The sequence below is a fragment of the Scytonema sp. PCC 10023 genome, assembly GCF_963920835.1.
Classification (GTDB): domain Bacteria; phylum Cyanobacteriota; class Cyanobacteriia; order Cyanobacteriales; family Nostocaceae; genus Kalymmatonema.
The window spans coordinates 120760-139676 of record NZ_CAWUDP010000008.1 but is presented as its reverse complement, the minus strand read 5'-3'; the positions used below and the strand labels follow the sequence as shown (position 1 = coordinate 139676).

Annotated in this window: 12 protein-coding genes; 10 read left to right on the top strand and 2 right to left on the bottom strand. The window is 44.6% G+C overall.

Going from position 1 to position 18917, the window contains the following annotated elements:
- The first annotated feature begins 148 nt into the window (after positions 1-148).
- The 5 genes from ACM0OZ_RS07460 to bcsA all read left to right on the top strand — a co-directional run bounded on the left by ACM0OZ_RS07460 (position 149) and on the right by bcsA (position 11300).
- Entirely contained in the window at positions 149-2269 is a 2121-nt protein-coding gene (locus tag ACM0OZ_RS07460) for a carbohydrate porin (RefSeq protein WP_414582157.1), read from the top strand.
- Positions 2266-4647, top strand: a complete 2382-nt coding sequence (locus tag ACM0OZ_RS07455) for a tetratricopeptide repeat protein (protein ID WP_414582156.1) — start codon at positions 2266-2268, stop codon at positions 4645-4647. Before ACM0OZ_RS07460 ends, ACM0OZ_RS07455 begins: the two co-directional genes overlap by 4 nt.
- A gap of 192 nt (positions 4648-4839) precedes the next feature.
- Positions 4840-6078 carry a glycosyl hydrolase family 8 gene (locus tag ACM0OZ_RS07450; RefSeq protein ID WP_414582155.1) on the top strand — a complete coding sequence of 413 codons (1239 nt, stop codon included), beginning with the start codon at positions 4840-4842 and terminating at the stop codon, positions 6076-6078.
- A gap of 140 nt (positions 6079-6218) precedes the next feature.
- Positions 6219-8597, top strand: coding sequence for a cellulose biosynthesis cyclic di-GMP-binding regulatory protein BcsB (locus ACM0OZ_RS07445; RefSeq protein ID WP_414582154.1), 2379 nt, complete (start codon positions 6219-6221; stop codon positions 8595-8597).
- Positions 8598-8702: 105 nt separating this feature from the next.
- A complete protein-coding gene (bcsA, locus tag ACM0OZ_RS07440) occupies positions 8703-11300 on the top strand; it encodes a UDP-forming cellulose synthase catalytic subunit (protein WP_414582153.1) in 2598 nt (865 codons plus the stop codon).
- A gap of 433 nt (positions 11301-11733) precedes the next feature.
- On the opposite strand, the gene ACM0OZ_RS07435 is transcribed toward bcsA, so the two are convergent.
- Entirely contained in the window at positions 11734-12828 is a 1095-nt protein-coding gene (locus tag ACM0OZ_RS07435; RefSeq protein WP_414582152.1) for a threonine aldolase family protein, read from the bottom strand.
- A gap of 18 nt (positions 12829-12846) precedes the next feature.
- Positions 12847-12996, bottom strand: coding sequence for a hypothetical protein (locus ACM0OZ_RS07430; RefSeq protein WP_414582151.1), 150 nt, complete (start codon positions 12994-12996; stop codon positions 12847-12849).
- Between the two features lie 328 nt (positions 12997-13324).
- On the opposite strand from ACM0OZ_RS07430, the gene ACM0OZ_RS07425 reads away from it, so the two are divergent.
- The 5 genes from ACM0OZ_RS07425 (at position 13325) to ACM0OZ_RS07405 (ending at position 18579) form a co-directional block, all read left to right on the top strand.
- Complete coding sequence (locus tag ACM0OZ_RS07425; RefSeq protein ID WP_414582150.1) at positions 13325-13654, top strand: hypothetical protein; 330 nt, start codon at positions 13325-13327, stop codon at positions 13652-13654.
- An 82-nt stretch (positions 13655-13736) separates the two neighbouring features.
- Positions 13737-14282 carry a GIY-YIG nuclease family protein gene (locus tag ACM0OZ_RS07420; RefSeq protein ID WP_414582149.1) on the top strand — a complete coding sequence of 182 codons (546 nt, stop codon included), beginning with the start codon at positions 13737-13739 and terminating at the stop codon, positions 14280-14282.
- A gap of 390 nt (positions 14283-14672) precedes the next feature.
- Positions 14673-15086, top strand: a complete 414-nt coding sequence (locus ACM0OZ_RS07415; protein WP_414582148.1) for a hypothetical protein — start codon at positions 14673-14675, stop codon at positions 15084-15086.
- A gap of 755 nt (positions 15087-15841) precedes the next feature.
- The gene (locus tag ACM0OZ_RS07410; protein WP_414582147.1) at positions 15842-16030 is read left to right on the top strand and encodes a hypothetical protein; all 189 of its coding nucleotides are present in this window, start codon (positions 15842-15844) and stop codon (positions 16028-16030) included.
- Between the two features lie 65 nt (positions 16031-16095).
- Positions 16096-18579, top strand: a complete 2484-nt coding sequence (locus tag ACM0OZ_RS07405; protein WP_414582171.1) for a GH116 family glycosyl hydrolase — start codon at positions 16096-16098, stop codon at positions 18577-18579.
- The last annotated feature ends 338 nt before the right edge of the window (positions 18580-18917 follow it).

Sequence of the window (18917 nt, the reverse complement as noted above, 5' to 3'; positions counted from 1 at the left end):
AAAATAAATTCACTAGTTCTTAACCAAGATAATTGACAATCAGAGAATTTACAGATATTTTGCAGATATTCATTAAAAATACTCACACTTTTTGATAAAGTGGCGACATCTAAGACCGCAAAAATTTAGTTGTTTCTCAGCTAGACTAATGAAGCCCACAGTATTAGATTGTCATAAATTTACTCTGCCAAAACAGTGGAATAGGGCTTATTTCCTGCTTCATACTGCCTCAATCTCAATTTTTTGGATACTGGCAGTGAATGACGTATGTTTAGCTCAACAAAACCCACACAATCAACAGTCGAGCGACTTGCAGTTTGGGGAATTACTACAAGTACCCAAATCACCCTTACCCAGCAAGCGGTCCCAAACAGTACCTCCACCACCTGGGACATCAGGGCAAGCAAGTGGTGTAGCAGTCGCACCGAAAGCAAAACCTTCATCCCAAAGCGTACAGAACGCACCAGCAGATGATATTAAGCAGTTGGAGAGTGGCTTCGTCCAGCAGCAAATGCCTGGAAAAGCCCCGAAAGCTCCACCGCGTTCGATTTCACCGCGTCCTACTGTCACAGGACAACAGGCTGAGGAACAAATTCGTCAAATTTCTGGCTTGAATGTGGAACAACCGAACATCCAAGCAGCCCCACCACCACCTCTAAGTACAACAGTCGCGCAAGAATTCACTGCACCATCTGCACCTACGTTTAATCAATTCCTCAACTCTCAACCACAACAAGCTCCTTTACCACCACTTCCAGGAACTCCCACACCGCCGTTCAATCAACTCATCAACTCTCAAGGAACGACACAGCCATCAGTTCCTAACAGCACACCACCGTTCAATCAACTCATCAACACCCAATCAACAACGCAGTCATCAGTTCCCAACACTTCTACATCAACCACCAACCAACTGCTAAACTGCCAAGTTGTACCGTCGCAACCAGTTCCAGGCACTTCTGCACCAACCTTCAATCAAGTCCTAAACTGCCAAGCGGCAACACAGTCATCAGTTGCGAATACTCCAGCATCAATCACCAATCAACTCTTCAACTGTCAAGTCGTACCGTCGCCATCTGCTTTTGGAACTGCCACATCACCCTCCAACCAACTCCTAAACTGTCAAGTTGTATCCTCACAACCAGTTGCCCAAACAGCACCAACGGCACAAACTCAAGAACCGACAACTCCCACAACTCCAACTCCAGCGCCACCATCAGCAACACCATTCAATACTCCACAACCACTAGATAGAAATCGCTCTCCCCTTAGAAGCACAGCTTTACGGGAACCCTCTTTACAAGTTCAAGGAGTTTACATAACCCAAGGAGATGATTCTGCAGCACGGGCGCGACTTTCTGGAGTGTATCCGCTGACTCCCCAGCTCTTGTTTGGGGCAACTTTGGATTTGGTGACTGGAGAAAATCTCCTTGTTGATTCCCGTGGAGAAGGTTTGAACATCAACGAGCTTTTTCTCGCAACTTCTGTGGGAGGATTGCCTAATCTGCGTTTCGTCTTGGGTCAGTTAGATTTAACATCTTATTTCGATCGCAACAGCTTTGCTAAAGACGGGGCAAGTCAATTCTTTAATCCTGTTTTCCAGACAAATCCAGCGTTATCAGCAACGGGAATTGCTTCCCGCACCGGTTTCCTTGTGAACTGGAGTGTGACGGATAATATCGAAGCGAAAGCGGCGGTTTTTTCGTCGTCGGATAAGATCAGCGACTTTGCTTTGGATGGATTTGCCGGAGAACTTGCCATCCGTTACGGGAATGCGATTATTCGCGGGACTTATGCTACTGATCGCGATGCTGGGATTCGCGATACTTTCCCTGAAAGCTTTGGAATTGCGAGGAACACACAACGCACAGTCTTTGGACCCGAAAAAGATGACCGCGAAGAAGCATACGGTGTGAATGCTGAAGTTTTTATTCCTAATTTGAAATTAGGTCTTTTCGGACGTTACGGGCGCTACGAGAACCGCGATTTGGGCAGAGGGGCAGATACCTACTCGTTTGGACTCAGCTTTTTGGATTTGTTTACCCCAGATGATCGCTTAGGTTTAGCTTACGGACGTGCTTTATCAAACGAGAGCTTGCGTCGTGGAGACACGCCAGATGTATTAGAACTTTTCTACGATTTTCAATTTCTTCCCAATCTACGGTTCGGTTTTACGGTTCAAGGACGAGATGGTTTTGAGGAAACAGTTTTTGGTATTCGGGTACGTTCAGAGTTTGATGTGACTCCAAGAGGGAGAAGATCTCAATGAGTCAAAACTACAAAGACAAAATTAATCCCTGCTTAAATGTGAGAACCAGTGCAGAAGGTAAGATAACGAAGAGTTTTTCTAGTCTTTTTCTGATTAGTGCTTCATTTTGCCTTTTGACTCACCTAGTCAATGTCCCGTTGTTAACTAATATTGCTCCCGCCCAAGCGCAGAAATCTTCGTCAGCGGTGCAACGCGGTTACAATCTCCTAAAAAAAGGGTGGGTTAATGATGCCATCAAAGCCTTTGGGCAAGCTATCAAGCAAAATCCGCAATCTTTACAAGCCAAGATCGGGTTAGCAATCTCCTATAACCGCGCTGGACGTATTAACGAGGCTTGGAATACTTATCAACAGGTGCTAGCGCAAGACCCGAACAACCAAAGTGCGCTCAAAATTGTCGGGATAATGGGTACTTACCGCCCAGAGTGGCAAGTACGGGGAATTGAAGCACTCAATACTTTATTAAAATCAAATCCCAACGATATACAAGCCCGTTCTTACCGCGCATTACTGTACACCTACCAAGGAAAGGTAAGCGAGTCGCTAGCAGACTATGAGATAGTTTTGCAAAACAATCCTACCTCAGAAATTACCCTTGGTGCTGCTCAAGCTTATAGTTATAGCCGCAATTACCAAAAAGCCTTGGAGTTGTTCAACCGCTATCGAACAACTGGCAAACCGATCACCGGGTTTGCTGCGGTAGCCTACGCTAGCACCCTACGAGAAACGGGCAACCCAACAGCAGCAGTACAGGTTTTACAAGGACAATTGCAGCGTTCCAAGACTCTCGATCGCTTAGCTATTGAGACGCGTGCCGAACTTGCTAAGGCATATGTTGCCAACCAACAGTTAGATCAAGCTTTGGCAATCTTAGAGCCAGTACAAAATAGACCAGAGGCAATTTTACCTTTAGCTCGTTCTCTCAATGAAATTCGGACTTCAACTAATAACCCTGCCTTAGCACAGCAAGTTGCAACTCTCTACCGTCAAGCACTAGCCAACACTCCCAGCCCCTCGCCTACTTTGTTGCGAGAAGCCGGTGATGTTTTCACTGGCTTACCCCAAGGAGAGCAAACAGCACTGCAACTTTATCGCCAAGCAGCTTCACAGTTACCCAATGATAAAAGTTTGGTGGTACGCCAGTTAGCCCTCGAAAATAAACTAGGGCTGCTTGCCAAAAGTGACTTACAAAAGCGATTGGTTGCGGAACTTGAACCTTTACCTTCAGATTCGGTGCAATTGCAACAGATAGCTCTTGCCTTAGCAGACATTGATGCTCCTGATCCTCAATTGCTGTCTGTGTATCAAACTCTTTCACCAAAGGTAAACGTACCATTTTTAAATTTCCGTGTAGCTCAGATTTATCTTCAACTAAATGATACAAATGGCGCAAGACAAGCCTTGGCAGCTTATACAGCAACACCAGAAGGAGCCAAAAGCCTTGCACCTCAGTTGCTAGCAGCAGAAATTGAACGACGCGAGGGCAACTTAGAAGCCAGCGCCCAACGTTTTCAGGCTGTATTGGCAACAAAGTCAGGAACTGATGACGTTACGGATGGTGCTTTGCGGGGACTGGCGGGTGTGCGCATACAACAAAGGCGGTTTGATGAAGCTTTGGCAGCTTATGACCAATTGATAGCCCGTCAACCCCAGAATTTGACAATTCAGTTAGGGCGTACAAGTATCGCCTATCAAGCAAAGAAGATTTCTGAGCAAGAGGCGCAAGCAGTTCTCAACAATTGGTTAACTACGCAACCTGCCACTAATGCACCTCCGGAACTCTTTAGTTTAGTGGGAGTGTTGCCTGCCGAACCACAGCGCGAAGCTCTGTACAATTACTTACTTCAAGTTGATCCTAGTTACCTACCACTGCAACTGCGTTTGGTGCAAGTTATCGCAAAACGCAATCCTCAAGAAGCGCAAGCACGGGTGAAACAATTGATTGCTCGCCTACCAAACAATGCGAATACGTATCAGTTGCAAGGAGAGTTGGCACGAGCAGTAGGTGATTTAGATTTGGCTGGTAAGGCTTACGAAAATATCTTGGCACAGCAACCAGATAATATAGATGCTCTTGCGGCTTTAGGAGGAATTCGTTTTGAACAGCGACGCTTTGAGTCAGCACAGCAAATTTATTCGCAAGTTGTAGCCCAAAAACCGCAAGATAAAGACGCACGCCGCGCTCTTGCTGGTTTAAGTGCTATTGCTGACCAACCGCTAACAGCGCTCACACAGCTTGAGCAACTGGAACTCGAACAAATTTCCCAAGGCGCAACTGATACAGAAGCCTCTCGTCAGAGGCAGCAAATACAAGAAGACTTTTTGCAACGGCGTGGCTTTCAGCCGTCTTGGGAGAATTATGAGCGGAGGGGGAGATGAGGGAGTGAGGGAGTGAGGGAGATGAGGGAGATGAGGGAGATGAGGGGGATGAGGGAGATGAGGGAGATGAGGGAGATGAGGGGGATGAGGGGGATGAGGGAGATGAGGGGGAATAACTATTTTTCTGTTGCTTCCGCTAGTTTCCTTTGTCTTCTTGTAAGAATGCAGTACCTACCAAGATTGGCAGTGATTATGAGTATGATTTTTCTGATTGCTTGTCATTCAGGTTACTCAGTAAAATATCGAGAAACATCAGATGATAGTACTCCGGTGACAAAAGCTATGCCTATAGATGGTAGCGAAAGTGTATCAGTATTTGTTGCTGCTTTACCGAAATCCACGCCTAACCGGGAGTTACTCGCTCAAAGCTGGGAAACTTACCGTCGGAGATTTATCCAAGGTGATGGTAGAGTGATTGATTATGAAGCGGGCGATCGCTCTACTAGTGAAGGTCAAGCATATGCGATGCTGCGGGCAGTCCTGATCGATGACGCTGCAACTTTTGCCCTAACCTTGAACTGGGGAGAAAATAACCTCCAACGACAAACGAACGGCAAACGCACAGACAAGCTGTGGGCATGGCAATGGGGACGAAATGCAGATGGAAAGTGGGGTGCGATCGATAGCAACTTTGCCAGCGATGGCGATATTGATACGATTACTGCCTTGATTCTTGCCTCAAGGCGTTGGAATCGTCCTGAATACCTAGACCTGGCGAAGGCTAAACTGCAAGATTTATGGAATCTTTCGATTATAGTTGGACACGGAGGTAAGCTTTATTTGCTGCCTGGTCCGGCGGCTGCTTTTGTTGGGAATGCCTCAACCGTTTACCTCAACCCTTCTTATTTCGCTCCTTATGCTTTTCGGCTATTTGCCCAAGTCGATCCACAACATGATTGGTTGAGTTTGGTCAATACCAGCTACGAAGTTCTGGAAAAATCAGCGCCACTTTCTGCCGTAGGTTTACCGAGTGATTGGGTAGCACAAGATACTAAAACAGGAAAATATCAACCCTTGCCGCAGACAAGCCAACTTCAAACTTTGTATGGCTTTGATGCTTATCGGGTTTGGTGGCGCTTGTCGCTGGATGTGGCATGGTTCAATTCACCCCAAGCGCGACGTTATCTCCAAACATACAGTAGATATTTGCAAAAGGTGTGGCGCGAGCGATCGCGTTTACCAGCACGCATCGACCTACAAGGCAAAGAATTGGTGGGTTATGAGGCGACAGCACAATACGCTATGCTTTACGCCGCTTGGGAGTTGGTAGAACCACGACTAGCGAAGGAGTTGCTTGAGAAAAAATTACTACCTCAATACAAACAGGGTATTTGGGATGATAAATCTGCTTATTATACACAGAATTTGGCTTGGTTAGGTATGTTGCCTCCTTCAGTAGTTCCTCAGCAACTCCTAAAAGTAAAGCCGTGAAGGATTCTTATTAATGATTTATAAAATGAGAAAAATTATGTTCGGTTTTGAGCTATAAAAAATAACAAACTTACTCTTGGTAAATATAGCTAGCAAAAACCACAAAAATTCCACCATATACCTAATAATCACACTGTCATATGAAGTCGTTGTTTCTCTTTTCCCCAAACAGTACAAAAGCAATTATTTTTACTTTTTGTTTCTTACTGTTTCCTGGTTCATTGCTGAGCGCTCAAGCTCAAAGTGAAGAAGATCTGCAACACTATGATGCCCAAAATTCTAGGTATCCAGGGCAACAGCAAACTCTCTTGTTAGCTCAAGCAACTAAACCCAAAGCTAACACCGAAGACAAAGAAGACGAAGAAGAGGCTGCTGATGCAAAGAACCTGATAACGTACAACCTGGAATTTAATCGCAGTCCGATTGTCGGTAACCGTATGCGCTTACAAGGAATTAATGCGGAAGGTCGCCTTGGCTTTAACCGTCCTCGTGATTGGAAAATCGCAAAGGTTCAAGCTTTAATTCGGTTCCAGCACTCACCATCTCTTCTTGCCAAACGTTCTTACCTGACGGTACTTGTCAATGACACTGCTGTAGGCAGCATATCGCTCAACCGTAAACAGTCCCAACTGGGTGAGGTGTTACTGAATATCAATCCTAAGCTGCTTCAGGACTATAACGAAATCAAGCTTGTAGCGCAGCACAATAGCTTACAAGAATGTACCGACCCTCATGACCCGAGTTTGTGGACGGAGATTCTGCCAGATTCTAAATTAATTTTCAGTTTTCAACGTCAGCCAATCTCCCCCAACTTTAGCCGCTATCCCTATCCCTTCTTCGATCAACTCGGCTTAGAAACGAACCGGATTGTTTACCTCCAACCAACTCAAGCGAGCCAATATTGGCTGACAGCAGCAGCTCGCTTGCAGGCGGCATTTGGCAGACTTGCAGATTTTCGCCCAATAGAGACAAGCTTGGTATCTAATATAAAGGGTGTGAAGCCTGAGCAACGGCTGGTGATTATTGGTACTCCCAGTGAGCAGCCGATTTTATCATCCTTAAAATTGCCCCTTTCTGTTGCTGGTAATGAAATTTTTGATATCAATCAAAGGCTCGTACCAGAAGAGACAGGAGTATTAATTGCGACAAGAACTCAAAAAGAAGGTGGTACTCCCGTTTTAATCGCGACTGGTAATGGACCAAAAGGTGTGGCTAAGGCAGTACAGTTTTTGGTACAACCAGACTTGCGAAAAATGGGCACAGGTTCAGTCGTTTTTGTCAATCAAGTTAGGGAAGTGACACCACCTGGACCTCGACAATGGCCTCGTTATATTCCAGAGGAAAATACTTTTAGACTGACTGAGCTGAAAAGCTCGCTCAATGGTGAGCCATTTGGTGATATGACTGTACGTGGTTCAGCAGCACCGCCAATTGAAATTGATTTACACGCCTTACCTGACGACAGATTTGTGCGTGGCAGTTCTATGAACTTAGTTTACAGCTATGCTGCGCAGATGAACCCGAGAACTTCTGCTCTGGAAGTGTTACTCGACGGCAGATATATCGGTGGCGCACGTTTCACCTCAGATTCTGGAGAAACTCGCCAAACCTTGAGAGTTGATTTACCACCGCACTTGATTCGCCCCAACTCTCAACTCCAGGTATACTTCCGGATGAATTCCAAAGAACCATTTGACAAGCAAAAGTGTATTAGCGCAGCAGACGAACAATTAATAGGTACACTTCATGCTGACACGAGCTTCGATTTAAAACGGGAAACTTCGGTACAACTCCCAGATTTGAATTTGTTGCAATTTGGTTTTCCGTTTGCTGCACCTCAAGACTTATCTAAAACGGCGATCACCTTACCACAAAACCCATCTAACACAGATATACTCACTTTACTTGCGTTTAGCGAACGCTTAGGACGGCTGAGTCAAGCAGATTCCGTCAAACTCCAGGTTTATACGCCAGAATCAATTCCTGATTCAGTTCGTAAGAATGAGCATCTTGTAGGAATTGGTACGCGAGACAAGTTTCCTTTCCCAGAAGTCTTTAAATCTGCTGGCTTTAATTTAAGCCAAGCATTCTCCCGCGTATCAGCTCAAGGTAGAATTCAAACTCCACAAGATTCACAAGGTTTGATTAAGCAAATTATCTCTCCTTGGAGCAACGAACGCACCATTCTGGCTTTAACAGCTCAGACACAAATAGGTTTAGAGCGAGTGCGACAAGTGCTAAATCGAGACCCATTGTTCTTCCAATTGAAACAGGATACAGTCCTGATTGGCAGTGATCAGAACAATCCAGTTGCCTACGAACCAGACGCTTATCAACTAGAGTTTTTCCGCACTGGTGCTAGGAATCGTGTGGAAAATACCAACTTATTGAGTAAGACAACGCGCTTCCTACAAGAAAACTGGCTACTGCTACCTATCGGTATTTTAGGTGTCTCACTTTTACTTTATGGTATTGTCCAGTTGTATCTCAAGCGCCTTGGTGTTGCTGATAGGAATTAATTGTTACTAAATTGCTAAGCAAACACACGGTAGCATAACAGATGATTATCTGCGTTTCTCTGCGGTTAAAATCCCAATTCTAAAATCTAAAATCCCAAATCAAAAATGTCTTCTTCATTAAATTCTCCTCCAAGAGGGCGTTTCAGCTTAAGTAGATGGCTCACTGATACCACGCCCCGATTTTTTGACCGTACTTTACAAAATCTGGGTCTGAAACAGTTTAAGTGGCTTGTCTTGCTACTGCTGCTGCTGTCAGTTCCACTGATCATTACCCCGTTACGAATATGGCAGCAAGCAGTCATTGCCTTGCTTCTAGTGATAATCGGTCAATACATTATGGAAGCCGAGGAGCAAGAGTCTTCTACTGAAATCAGCCAGTATTATCACTTGTTTATGGTGTGGCTAAGTTTAGTAACAACACTGCGGTATTTATACTACCGCACAAGCTACACTCTTAACTTTGATGGCTTGATCAACAGCATTGCTTGCTTACTGCTGTATGGTGCCGAGCTGTACGCTGTTCTCACCTTGGCACTGGCATACTTTCAAACCCTAAGAATCAAAGAGCGTCAGCCAGTTGATCTTGCGACAATTCCTCAAGAAGAATGGTTTAATGTTGATATTTATATCCCCACCTTTAACGAAGACGTTGAAATTGTTCGTAAGACGGCGTTAGCAGCAGTAGCTTGCGATTATGCTCGTGGGAAAAAAACGGTTTATGTTTTAGATGATGGTCGTCCAGAAAGGTATAAAGAAAACGACCCGCGCCGAGAAAGTTTCCGAAGAAGACGCGAACAGATACGGCAAATGTGTGAGGAAATTGGCTGCATCCACATGACGCGGGACAACAATAACCATGCTAAAGCGGGTAATATCAACAACGCCTTTCACAAAACTGACGGCGACTTGGTTTTGATTTTGGACTGCGACCACATCCCATCGCGCCAATTTCTATTAGATACAGTGGGCTTTTTCTTTGACCCAAAGGTATCGTTTGTCCAAACCCCCCACTGGTTCTATAACCCCGACCCCTTCGAGCGCAATTTGCTCACAGCCGGTAGAATTCCTGCGGGTAATGAACTATTTTATAAAGTGCTGCAAAAAGGCAATGATTTTTGGAATGCTGCCTTTTTCTGTGGTTCAGCGGCTATCATTCGCAAATCCCACGCTTTGGAAGTTGGGGGAATTGCGGTCGAAACTGTAACAGAGGATTGCCACACAGCACTACGGTTGCACTCTCGCGGTTACAAGTCGGTTTATTACGACAAAATCATGGTGGCTGGTTTAGCGCCAGACACGTTTTCTTCCTATATGGGTCAACAAGTCCGTTGGGCAAGGGGTATGGCGCAGATTTTGCGACTGGAAAACCCCCTGCTTAATCCTAGGCTGAAACTGACGATTCCTCAACGGATTTGTTATTTCAGTGCGACTTCACACTTCTTGTATGGATATCCTCGACTGATTTATGCAATTGTTCCGACTCTGTTCTTATTGTTTGGTATTAACCCCATCCGAGGCTTAGGTTTGGAAACTCTGGCTTACGCCGTACCTCACATTCTCCTCGCCCTATTTACCAACCACCTGATTTACAAGAACGTCCGTTTTTCTTTTTGGAACGAAATTTTTGAATTTGTGATGGCTTTCCAAGCGGGATGGGTGACGATGTTGGCGCTGATTAACCCCAGACTTGGTTCGTTTAACGTCACTGATAAAGGAGTAAACATTGCTAAACGTACTTTTGACTGGCGGTCAATGCGTGGTCTTATAGTCGTGGCGGCATTCGTTTTCACTTCCTTATTTGCCGTCCCCTACTGGTTGCTGCTTCGTCCAGAAGATTGGCAAGCGGTGTTGGTTAACACCTTATGGTCAGGTTTTAATTTGATTCTGCTGATAGCGGCATTATTAGTGGGGTTTGAGCAGCCACAGGTGCGTGCCGCCCACCGTTTGCAGCGACACCTCAGAGTCGTTGTTTCTACTACCAATCAGACATTCCAGGGCACAACAGTCAACATTTCAGAAACTGGGGCGTTGGTTTCTTTGGAATCTTTCCCCAATTTACCAGATGAGATCGATGTTGAGATTATGGGAGATTCTACTGCTCGCGTCTCTCTAACAGCGCGGGTTGTGAGACTCTCGTCTGTAAGTGATACGAAAACGCTTTTGGCAATTGACTTTGTCAATCCCAGCCGCTCGCAAATGGATAACTTAATCCTGGTTTCGTATTCTGATGTGCGAGAATGGTATTCCCAAAAGCGGCAAAACGCAGATCAACCATTCGCTTCGCTTGGGTTCCTTGCCACGAGTCTGACTCGCTCTTTTCGAGACATCAAACCCACTGCCCGTAAACAGGTACGCAAGCAGGTGAGCGCTGTGGGTGAACTTTACTGGGATGGTCATTTCTTCTCTGGAATTGCGACAGAACTAGGGGTAACAGGTTTACAGCTGGAAATATCGCGCAAAAAAGCTAAATCAGGTGAGAGAGTACTTGGACAGGAGGACTTGCACAAGATGCGCAGTCTTAAACCACTGGTTGGTTTGCTCTTGAGTCGAGAGGAGGGAAACCCATCACCGAGTAAGTTGCTTGCTGAAATTTCTGGGGCGAAAGAAGAGACAAATGGCAAGATTGTTATTGATTTGAATTTTCCAACACAATTCAAGCAACGCCAAAGTTCCAAAATCAAGCAGCTTTTGCAGGTTTTGTAAATTAATTTACATTTTATTGTCCAAGGCAATTGATTTCTGTGCCGTTTGATATCATGTCCGGTTGAATAATTATCATTAAATGTCGCGCAAAGACGAGCCAGCGCTGCAGGAGGAGCCAGCACTGCAGGCGGGTCTCCCGCCGTAGGTGACTGGCGTTGGCTTCCCGACAGCAGGCGACTGGCGTCGCTAAGGCGCAAAGAAAGACGCAAAATTTTTTGATAACTAATTAGCCGGACATGATATGAACGGTAAGAAGCTGCAAAAGATATTTGGAACCACAGATGCACACAGATGAATTATTTGTGTGCATCTGTGTTTATCGGTGGTTAATTATAGCGCTTCTCGTTTGGATGAAGTAATTATTTATCCGTGTCCCATGAGTGTGCTTGTTTCAAGCCCCCAACTTCGGTTATGGGGATTCTTAATTTTGAATTTATAATTTTGAATTTTGAATTCCCCGTTCGCGCAGCGTCTCCGATAGGAGAAGGGGTTGACGAGTACAATGTGCTTGAGCAGCTTCTAAAAACGCTGTCACATTTTCCTCTTGAGTGTTGAAGGCAGTAACTAACCGCACTGTTGCGGAATCTTCTCCATCCCAGCGGTAGAATTTAAAGCCATCACTTAAAAGACCTACAATCACTTGTTGAGGCATTTTAATAAATATCTCGTTTGCCTCAACTGGATTGCAAAGCGTCACTCCTGGAAGCATTATCAACTTTTGAGCTAACTGCTTTGCCATTTTGTTGGCATGAGTAGCATTCTTTAGCCACAAATCGTTTTTGATGTAGGCTTCTAGCTGCACGGACAAAAACTGCATTTTTGAGAACAGATGCCCACTACGTTTTAGGCGATATCGGAATGTCTGAGCTAAATCTCGATTGAAAAAGATCACTGCCTCTGCAGCCATAGCACCGTTCTTAGTGGCTCCAAAAGACAGCACATCCACTCCAGCACGCCAGGTGATGTCAGCAGGAGAGCATCCCAAGCTAACTACAGCGTTAGCAAAACGCGCACCATCCATGTGCAGGTTCAGTCTGTGAGCGTGAGTCACCTCAGCGATTTGGGAAACTTCATCAATGCTATAAACAGTTCCAGATTCAGTTGCCTGAGATAAACTGACAGCAGCAGGTTGAACATGATGTACAACACCTGCACCAGCGCGAGCGAGTGCTGCGGCTAAATCAATTGCGTCAGTTTTTCCATGCTCTCCTGGTAGCGTCACTAGTTTTGCTCCCCCTGTAAAAAATTCTGGGGCACCGCACTCATCAGTATGTATATGGGATTGGTGATGGCAGTAAATTGCCCCGAAAGGAGGCGTCATCACTGACAGAGCAAGGGCGTTGGCAGCAGTACCCGTAGCTACAGGAAACACTAAAACATCTTTTTCAAATAATTCTGAGAACAGGGAATTTAAGCGCTGGGTACAATCATCATTTCCATAGGGCATCACAACCCCATGACTTATTGCCAAAAGCGCTGCCATGATTTCTGGGGATACACCCACAACGTTGTCGCTACAGAAGTTCATTACTTTGATTACAGAAAGTTACGAGAGAAATCCTCGCAAAACTAGATACTCCACATGGTAGCTAACTTCACACAAAGTGGCAGGCTGATCATTCGACTTCTCAATTGCAAGCGATCGCCCAAAGGGCAGTGCGCTCCGCGCAATCGCACCGGCGTAAGTCTTGCCCATAGGCTACGCTACTAAGAAGGCGATTGCCCTTTGGGCACTGCACTCCGTGCCATCGCCCAAGGAACAACCCAAAGGGGCATCGCTCCGGAATCAGTTGCAGAGATAGTGGTTCGAGTCGGTTAAAACTGGGTAAAACTATTCATCAACATAGTTTTTGACCCTCAAAATAGGACTTAGGATATGAGACAGGGGCTTGATTTCCTAAGTATTAGGCTGTCTGAGCAACTTTGTTTGTCTGCTCGTGGCTTTTTATTGAAGGCTAACGACGTATTAAAATGTCTCCAATGCCCTATCATCTTTCAGATCTTAACAAATCATTGCAAGTCAAATGGCTTTAAAAATCGTTGAAAATTTCGATGCGAGTTTTACTCTGGAACCACAAGCGAAAGAAACATTATTCAAACTATTGACAGGTGTTGCTTTCTTAAACCAACTTTGTCAACACTTGAAGTGTGAAAAGCTTGAATTGACAGAATTACTTTTTCAACCTGTTCCTTACAGTACGGAAACTCCTAAAGGTATGCCACCTGAATTTGAAAAGTATTATGACTCTGATGAGTACGTGCTCATTAATGTTCCGCCAAATTTCATGTTCCAGGCGAAGATTTCCAAACCCAGTCGCCTTTGTGCAATTTATCGGAAAATTGTTAGTTATTAGTTAGTTAGCGTTAGCAAACATAATGACTAACTACTAACATTTCCATCAAAATTATCAAAACTCCTGCTTCTGAATTTAAGTTATGACCACAGAAACTAATATTCCTGCTTTAGCAAGTTTGGAATACATTCCATTCATTGACGATAACGGTCAATTACCCGAACAATTACAGGGAAAAATTGGGGTATACGCGATTTTTGACCAAGACAAACTCCTGCAATTTGTAGGATATTCCCGTGATGTTTATCTCAGCATAAAGCAGCATTTAGTACGTCAACCACAATACTGCTATTGGGTGAAAGCTCAAACAATTGAACGTCCCAATCGCACGGTTTTAGAAAACATCGAGCATGCTTGGATTGCTGAAAATGGCAGTGTGCCTGAGGGAAATGCAGATAGCAAAGACAGATGGACACAGCCGATAGATGTCAAACTAGTCATGACGGCTGAAGAACAGGCAAATTATCACAATCCTGCAAATGATGAAATGGCGCAAATCAAAATCATTAAAAATGTAGCAAGGCGAGTCGAGGCTGAAATCATAACAGTTTTAGAAGTACGTGGTTTACAAACACAAATTCGCTTCAATCCTAAGTTGAAAGAAAACGGTTTACTGGATTTGAAATAATACCGCTGCACATTTACTGTAACCGAATTTAGAGGTATGGGGTGTAGGGGTCATTACCCACATTTTTATTTACGCCCCGTATCCCTTAATTTGGCATTTTGGCAACTCTATTCATTTTCTAAGGAGTATGTTATCTGTTAATAGGTTATTGCACCAAAAAGCACACATCACAAGGCTAAAACCTCCTCTTCCCAGCTAACGACTGGGTCTAGTACTGCACGGGCACCGTCAGAGCGCTCATCGTTATGGCTTTGTGATTTGCATCCTCCCCAGGCTTCTCACCTGGGGCTTTCTTTGAGAGCTTTAACTAGTAAGGATTTTCACTAGTACGAATGTTGGTTTTTTGATTAACTTCCTTTTTTCCTGTTCTTCTTTTTTAGGGATGTAAATGTGGTTAAGCGAATTCAGATAATCGGGGAGCATCGTGTGAGCATCAGTGATGAACGCGGCAGTGGAAGATTCTGCCCAAAGATACTGGCATTAGCTAATCAACACTTGAGCAAGAAAGCATCTATCTGGGATTGTCGTTTTGCAATTAAGGTCAGCGCTATTTCTAGCAAAGAGCAAACATCATCCCCTCGACTGGAAAATCAGCAAATTTCCACGCCACATGATTTGCACTCAAAGCAAGCGGGACTAGTATTGTCTGCTTGGCAAAGCGCCAAACAAAATCTAGCAGCTATCCTCGGCACCTTTACAGGTCATTCAAGTGCTTCGGCATTGGTTGTGGAATTTTTGCAGATACAAATGTGGGTTGAAACCCCTCTCTCTTGTACAAACAATTTGGGTCTACAATCAATTTAAGAAGTTCATCGGAGCGTTTGTGTTTGCAAGTGGTTACATAATCATCTGTTGTATATTGCCCTAAGCCTCAGTAGCTTTCTGGTTGGTTTAAGGTTCCATTTAGTTTGATGCAGACATCTAAGCAGAGCGGTTTGCTATGAAGCGTCGCTTTGATAGTGGCTCGTAAAAAATTCCCTTAACATTTACAATCTAAAGCTCAAGTAGTTTTAGTAAGCGTTTTCAGGGAAATTTTTCGCTCACGAGCAAACATAGTTGAATGATCAAAGTGTGGAGACTTTCTTCTTAGTTTCCCAATCACCGACAATATGAAAACTTGGATGAAACTGACGACTCAACTATCTATGAGTGACATCAAGGCTTTTCTCTCAAAGTTTTCGCTGGTGATTTGAGTTAATTGTTCATAGATATATTAACACGGAAGTGTTCACATTATGTGTTCACAAACAAAATTATTAACACTTCTTCGTGTGAGTTGAAAGATCATCGTAAGGCAGGCATTACCAGCTAACGCCTCTCATAGATATTTGCCTTAGAGCCATATCCTAACCGCTTGCGTCACGCAACTATGAAGTGCGCGAGCAGAGTGAAGCTTTGGGAAATGCGCTGCGTCTTGTTACCGCAGAATGCAGAGATTGAGCTGATGTTTAGTCATAAGCATCTGCTGACTATTATCTATCCAAAAAAGAAACAGACATCAATCTATTGATTGCAATGTCAACTGCTGTGGTGGTCATAAAAGCGAGGTTTTCTGATTGATGCGACAAACTAAAACATATCGTACTGCACTTGCACCTTGGGCTGTTGTGCGCTGGTTTTCACCGACTGAGCGAACTGTGATCAGTCGATTTCGCAGTCGCAGCGATGCGGATGGTCATCTTGCGATATTACGGCGATTGATGCCAGAAGCTGATTTACAAGTCATTGTTGACATGGATCAAGAGTAATCTAGAAATTTGAGTATCAGTTACGAATGTAGGAACGGATACACTGAACCTTGTATAATTAAATGATGACAAAACTGCCATCTTCCGTCATTCCCTTTTGCACTTGGAGTCGTCCCATCGGTTTAGGCTGGGACAAACCCTACACAGTCCGCTATCCCAGCAATATTGATGATGGTCCTTGGCACGGAATGCCTTTAGGCGGCTTTGGTGCAGGTTGTATTGGTCGTTCCTCGCGGGGAGACTTTAATTTGTGGCACATTGATGGCGGTGAACATATTTTCCAAAACATCCCCGCCTGTCAATTCAGTGTGTTTGAATCATTTGGCTCATCCTCGCAAGCATATGCTTTGTGTACTCAACCTCCTGAAGATGGCAGCCTGACATCATGGCAGTGGTATCCAGCAAGTGGATCTGGGCAGAAAAACCTCACTTCATCATCCCAATTTTTGACGGGAACTTATCACGCCCTGTACCCTCGCAGCTGGTTTGTTTATGAAGGAGTCTTTCAAGCAAACTTAACCTGCGAGCAGTTCTCTCCTATTTGGGCGGGAAATTATCAAGAAACGAGCTACCCAGTAGCAGTTTTTGTATGGACTGCACACAACCCTACTGATGCACCGATCGCTCTTAGCATCATGCTCACCTGGGAAAATATGGTGGGCTGGTTTACCAATGCTTTGAAGTCTCCTGAGGTTCGCTTGCGCGATGATGGTAGTCCAGTTTATGAATACCAACCACGCTTAGGCGAAAGTAAAGGTAATTTTAACTTGATAGTTGAAAATACTGAATTTATTGGCTTTGAGTTGGCTCGGGTTGGTGTCACTGAACCAGTGCAGGAAGGAGAGGGACAGTGGTGTATTGCCACGCCCAAACATCCCAAAGTGGAGTTCTTTTACCATACCCGGTGGAACCCTATAGGTACGGGTGATGATGTGTGGCAAAGCTTTGCTCAAGATGGCTCTTTGCCCAATTACGTGGATGATACTCCTTGTTCAGAGGGTGAACAGCTAGGGGTGGCTCTTGCTCTGCGTTTCACTCTCCAACCAGGCGAAACTCTCGAAATCCCCTTTGCGCTTGCTTGGGATTTTCCTGTTACAGAATTTGCATCCCAGATTACATATTACCGCAGATATACCGACTTTTTTGGTCGAAGTGGTAAGAATGCTTGGGCGATCGCATCCTCTGCTTTAGCTCAATACCAAACTTGGCAACAGCAGATTCAATCTTGGCAACAGCCAATTCTTGATCGCCAAGACTTACCCAACTGGTTCAAAATGGCTTTGTTCAATGAGCTTTATGACCTCACCAGTGGTGGAACTCTCTGGAGTGCGGCAACAAAGCGTGACCCAGTTGGTCAGTTCGCCGTGCTAGAGTGCTTAGATTACCGCTGGTATGAAAGTTTGGATGTGCGCCTTTACGGTTCTTTTGCCCTGCTGATGCTGTTTCCAGAACTAGAAAAGGCGGTGATTCGTGCCTTTGCACGGGCAATACCTAAGAGTGACGAAACGCCTCGTGTTATTGGCTACTATTACACAATAGGTGCGGAAAGCCCGATGGCAGTCCGTAAAGCAGCAGGCGCAACGCCTCACGACTTAGGCGCACCCAACGAACACGTTTGGGAAAAAACAAATTATACAAGTTATCAAGATTGCAACCTGTGGAAAGATTTAGGTTGTGATTTTGTGTTGCAAGTATACCGAGACTTTCTACTGACAGGTGCTGATGATGTGGAATTCCTTGCAGAGTGTTGGAATGCTATTGTGCAAACTCTAGATTACCTCAAGAGGTTTGATAAAGATGGGGATGGCATTCCGGAAAATTCTGGTGCGCCTGACCAAACTTTTGACGACTGGCGCTTGCTGGGAGTCAGTGCATATTGTGGTGGGTTGTGGTTAGCGGCGTTGGAGGCGGCGATCGCGATTTGTGATGTTTTATTGAACCGCACAAGTGCCCAGAACACACAGGAGTTGGTGCAGCAAAGGTTTATCTATGAAACTTGGCTTGCACAATCTCGCCCTATTTACCAAGAAAAACTTTGGAATGGGCAATACTATCGACTCGATAGTGAGAGTGGATCTGATGTGGTGATGGCAGACCAATTATGTGGGCAATTTTATGCTCGTCTGTTGGCGTTGCCAGATATTGTACCTGTTGAGCACAGCCTCTCTGCCTTAAAAACAATTTACGATGCTTGCTTCCTCAAGTTTTACAATGGCAAGTTTGGTGCGGCTAACGGTGTTCGTCCTGACGGTTCACCCGAAAACCCCAAGGCAACTCATCCTTTGGAAATTTGGACAGGGATAAATTTTGGCTTAGCTGCAATTCTAGTGCAAATGGGAATGAAAGATGAGGCTTTTAGAATGGCAGATGCTGTAGTGCACCAAGTTTATGATAATGGGCTACAATTCCGCACACCTGAAGCCATCACTGCTGTGGGAACTTTCCGCGCCAGTACTTACCTCCGGGCTATGGCAATTTGGGCAATTTATTTGGTGATGAGTCATGAGTCATCTTCCGCTACTGCCCCACTGTCAACACGGTTGGGATAATCGGTAAACTCCAAACGCAACCTACAACTGTTCGTTATCTGTTATGTAAAATTAAGATTCTGCACCTAATAGCTCAAGTCGTTTTTATCTGTCATATAATATTTCTTTCGTCTATTTTCCGGACTTGAGCGACTAACTACAGAAATAATATTTGAGACTAATCATAGAATATATCGAATAACCCTGAGTTTTATAAACTCAGGGTAAGGAATTTTTTGTTGAACAATCTAAATACTGCTAGTTTTAAACACACAAATAACTAGTAATCCAAGGAAAAGAAATGTTCACTATTGACAATTCAAGAAATCAGTTTATTTCAATTCAAAACTTTTGTAAAC

Excerpts from the sequence above, each read along its gene's own strand:
- ACM0OZ_RS07460 (WP_414582157.1), top strand. The coding sequence starts at position 149 with ATGAAGCCCACAGTATTAGATTGTCATAAATTTACTCTGCCAAAACAG.
- ACM0OZ_RS07455 (WP_414582156.1), top strand. The coding sequence starts at position 2,266 with ATGAGTCAAAACTACAAAGACAAAATTAATCCCTGCTTAAATGTGAGA.
- ACM0OZ_RS07450 (WP_414582155.1), top strand. The coding sequence starts at position 4,840 with ATGAGTATGATTTTTCTGATTGCTTGTCATTCAGGTTACTCAGTAAAA.
- ACM0OZ_RS07445 (WP_414582154.1), top strand. The coding sequence starts at position 6,219 with ATGAAGTCGTTGTTTCTCTTTTCCCCAAACAGTACAAAAGCAATTATT.
- bcsA (WP_414582153.1), top strand. The coding sequence starts at position 8,703 with ATGTCTTCTTCATTAAATTCTCCTCCAAGAGGGCGTTTCAGCTTAAGT.
- ACM0OZ_RS07435 (WP_414582152.1), bottom strand. The coding sequence starts at position 12,828 with ATGAACTTCTGTAGCGACAACGTTGTGGGTGTATCCCCAGAAATCATG.
- ACM0OZ_RS07430 (WP_414582151.1), bottom strand. The coding sequence starts at position 12,996 with ATGGGCAAGACTTACGCCGGTGCGATTGCGCGGAGCGCACTGCCCTTT.
- ACM0OZ_RS07425 (WP_414582150.1), top strand. The coding sequence starts at position 13,325 with ATGGCTTTAAAAATCGTTGAAAATTTCGATGCGAGTTTTACTCTGGAA.
- ACM0OZ_RS07420 (WP_414582149.1), top strand. The coding sequence starts at position 13,737 with ATGACCACAGAAACTAATATTCCTGCTTTAGCAAGTTTGGAATACATT.
- ACM0OZ_RS07410 (WP_414582147.1), top strand. The coding sequence starts at position 15,842 with ATGCGACAAACTAAAACATATCGTACTGCACTTGCACCTTGGGCTGTT.
- ACM0OZ_RS07405 (WP_414582171.1), top strand. The coding sequence starts at position 16,096 with ATGACAAAACTGCCATCTTCCGTCATTCCCTTTTGCACTTGGAGTCGT.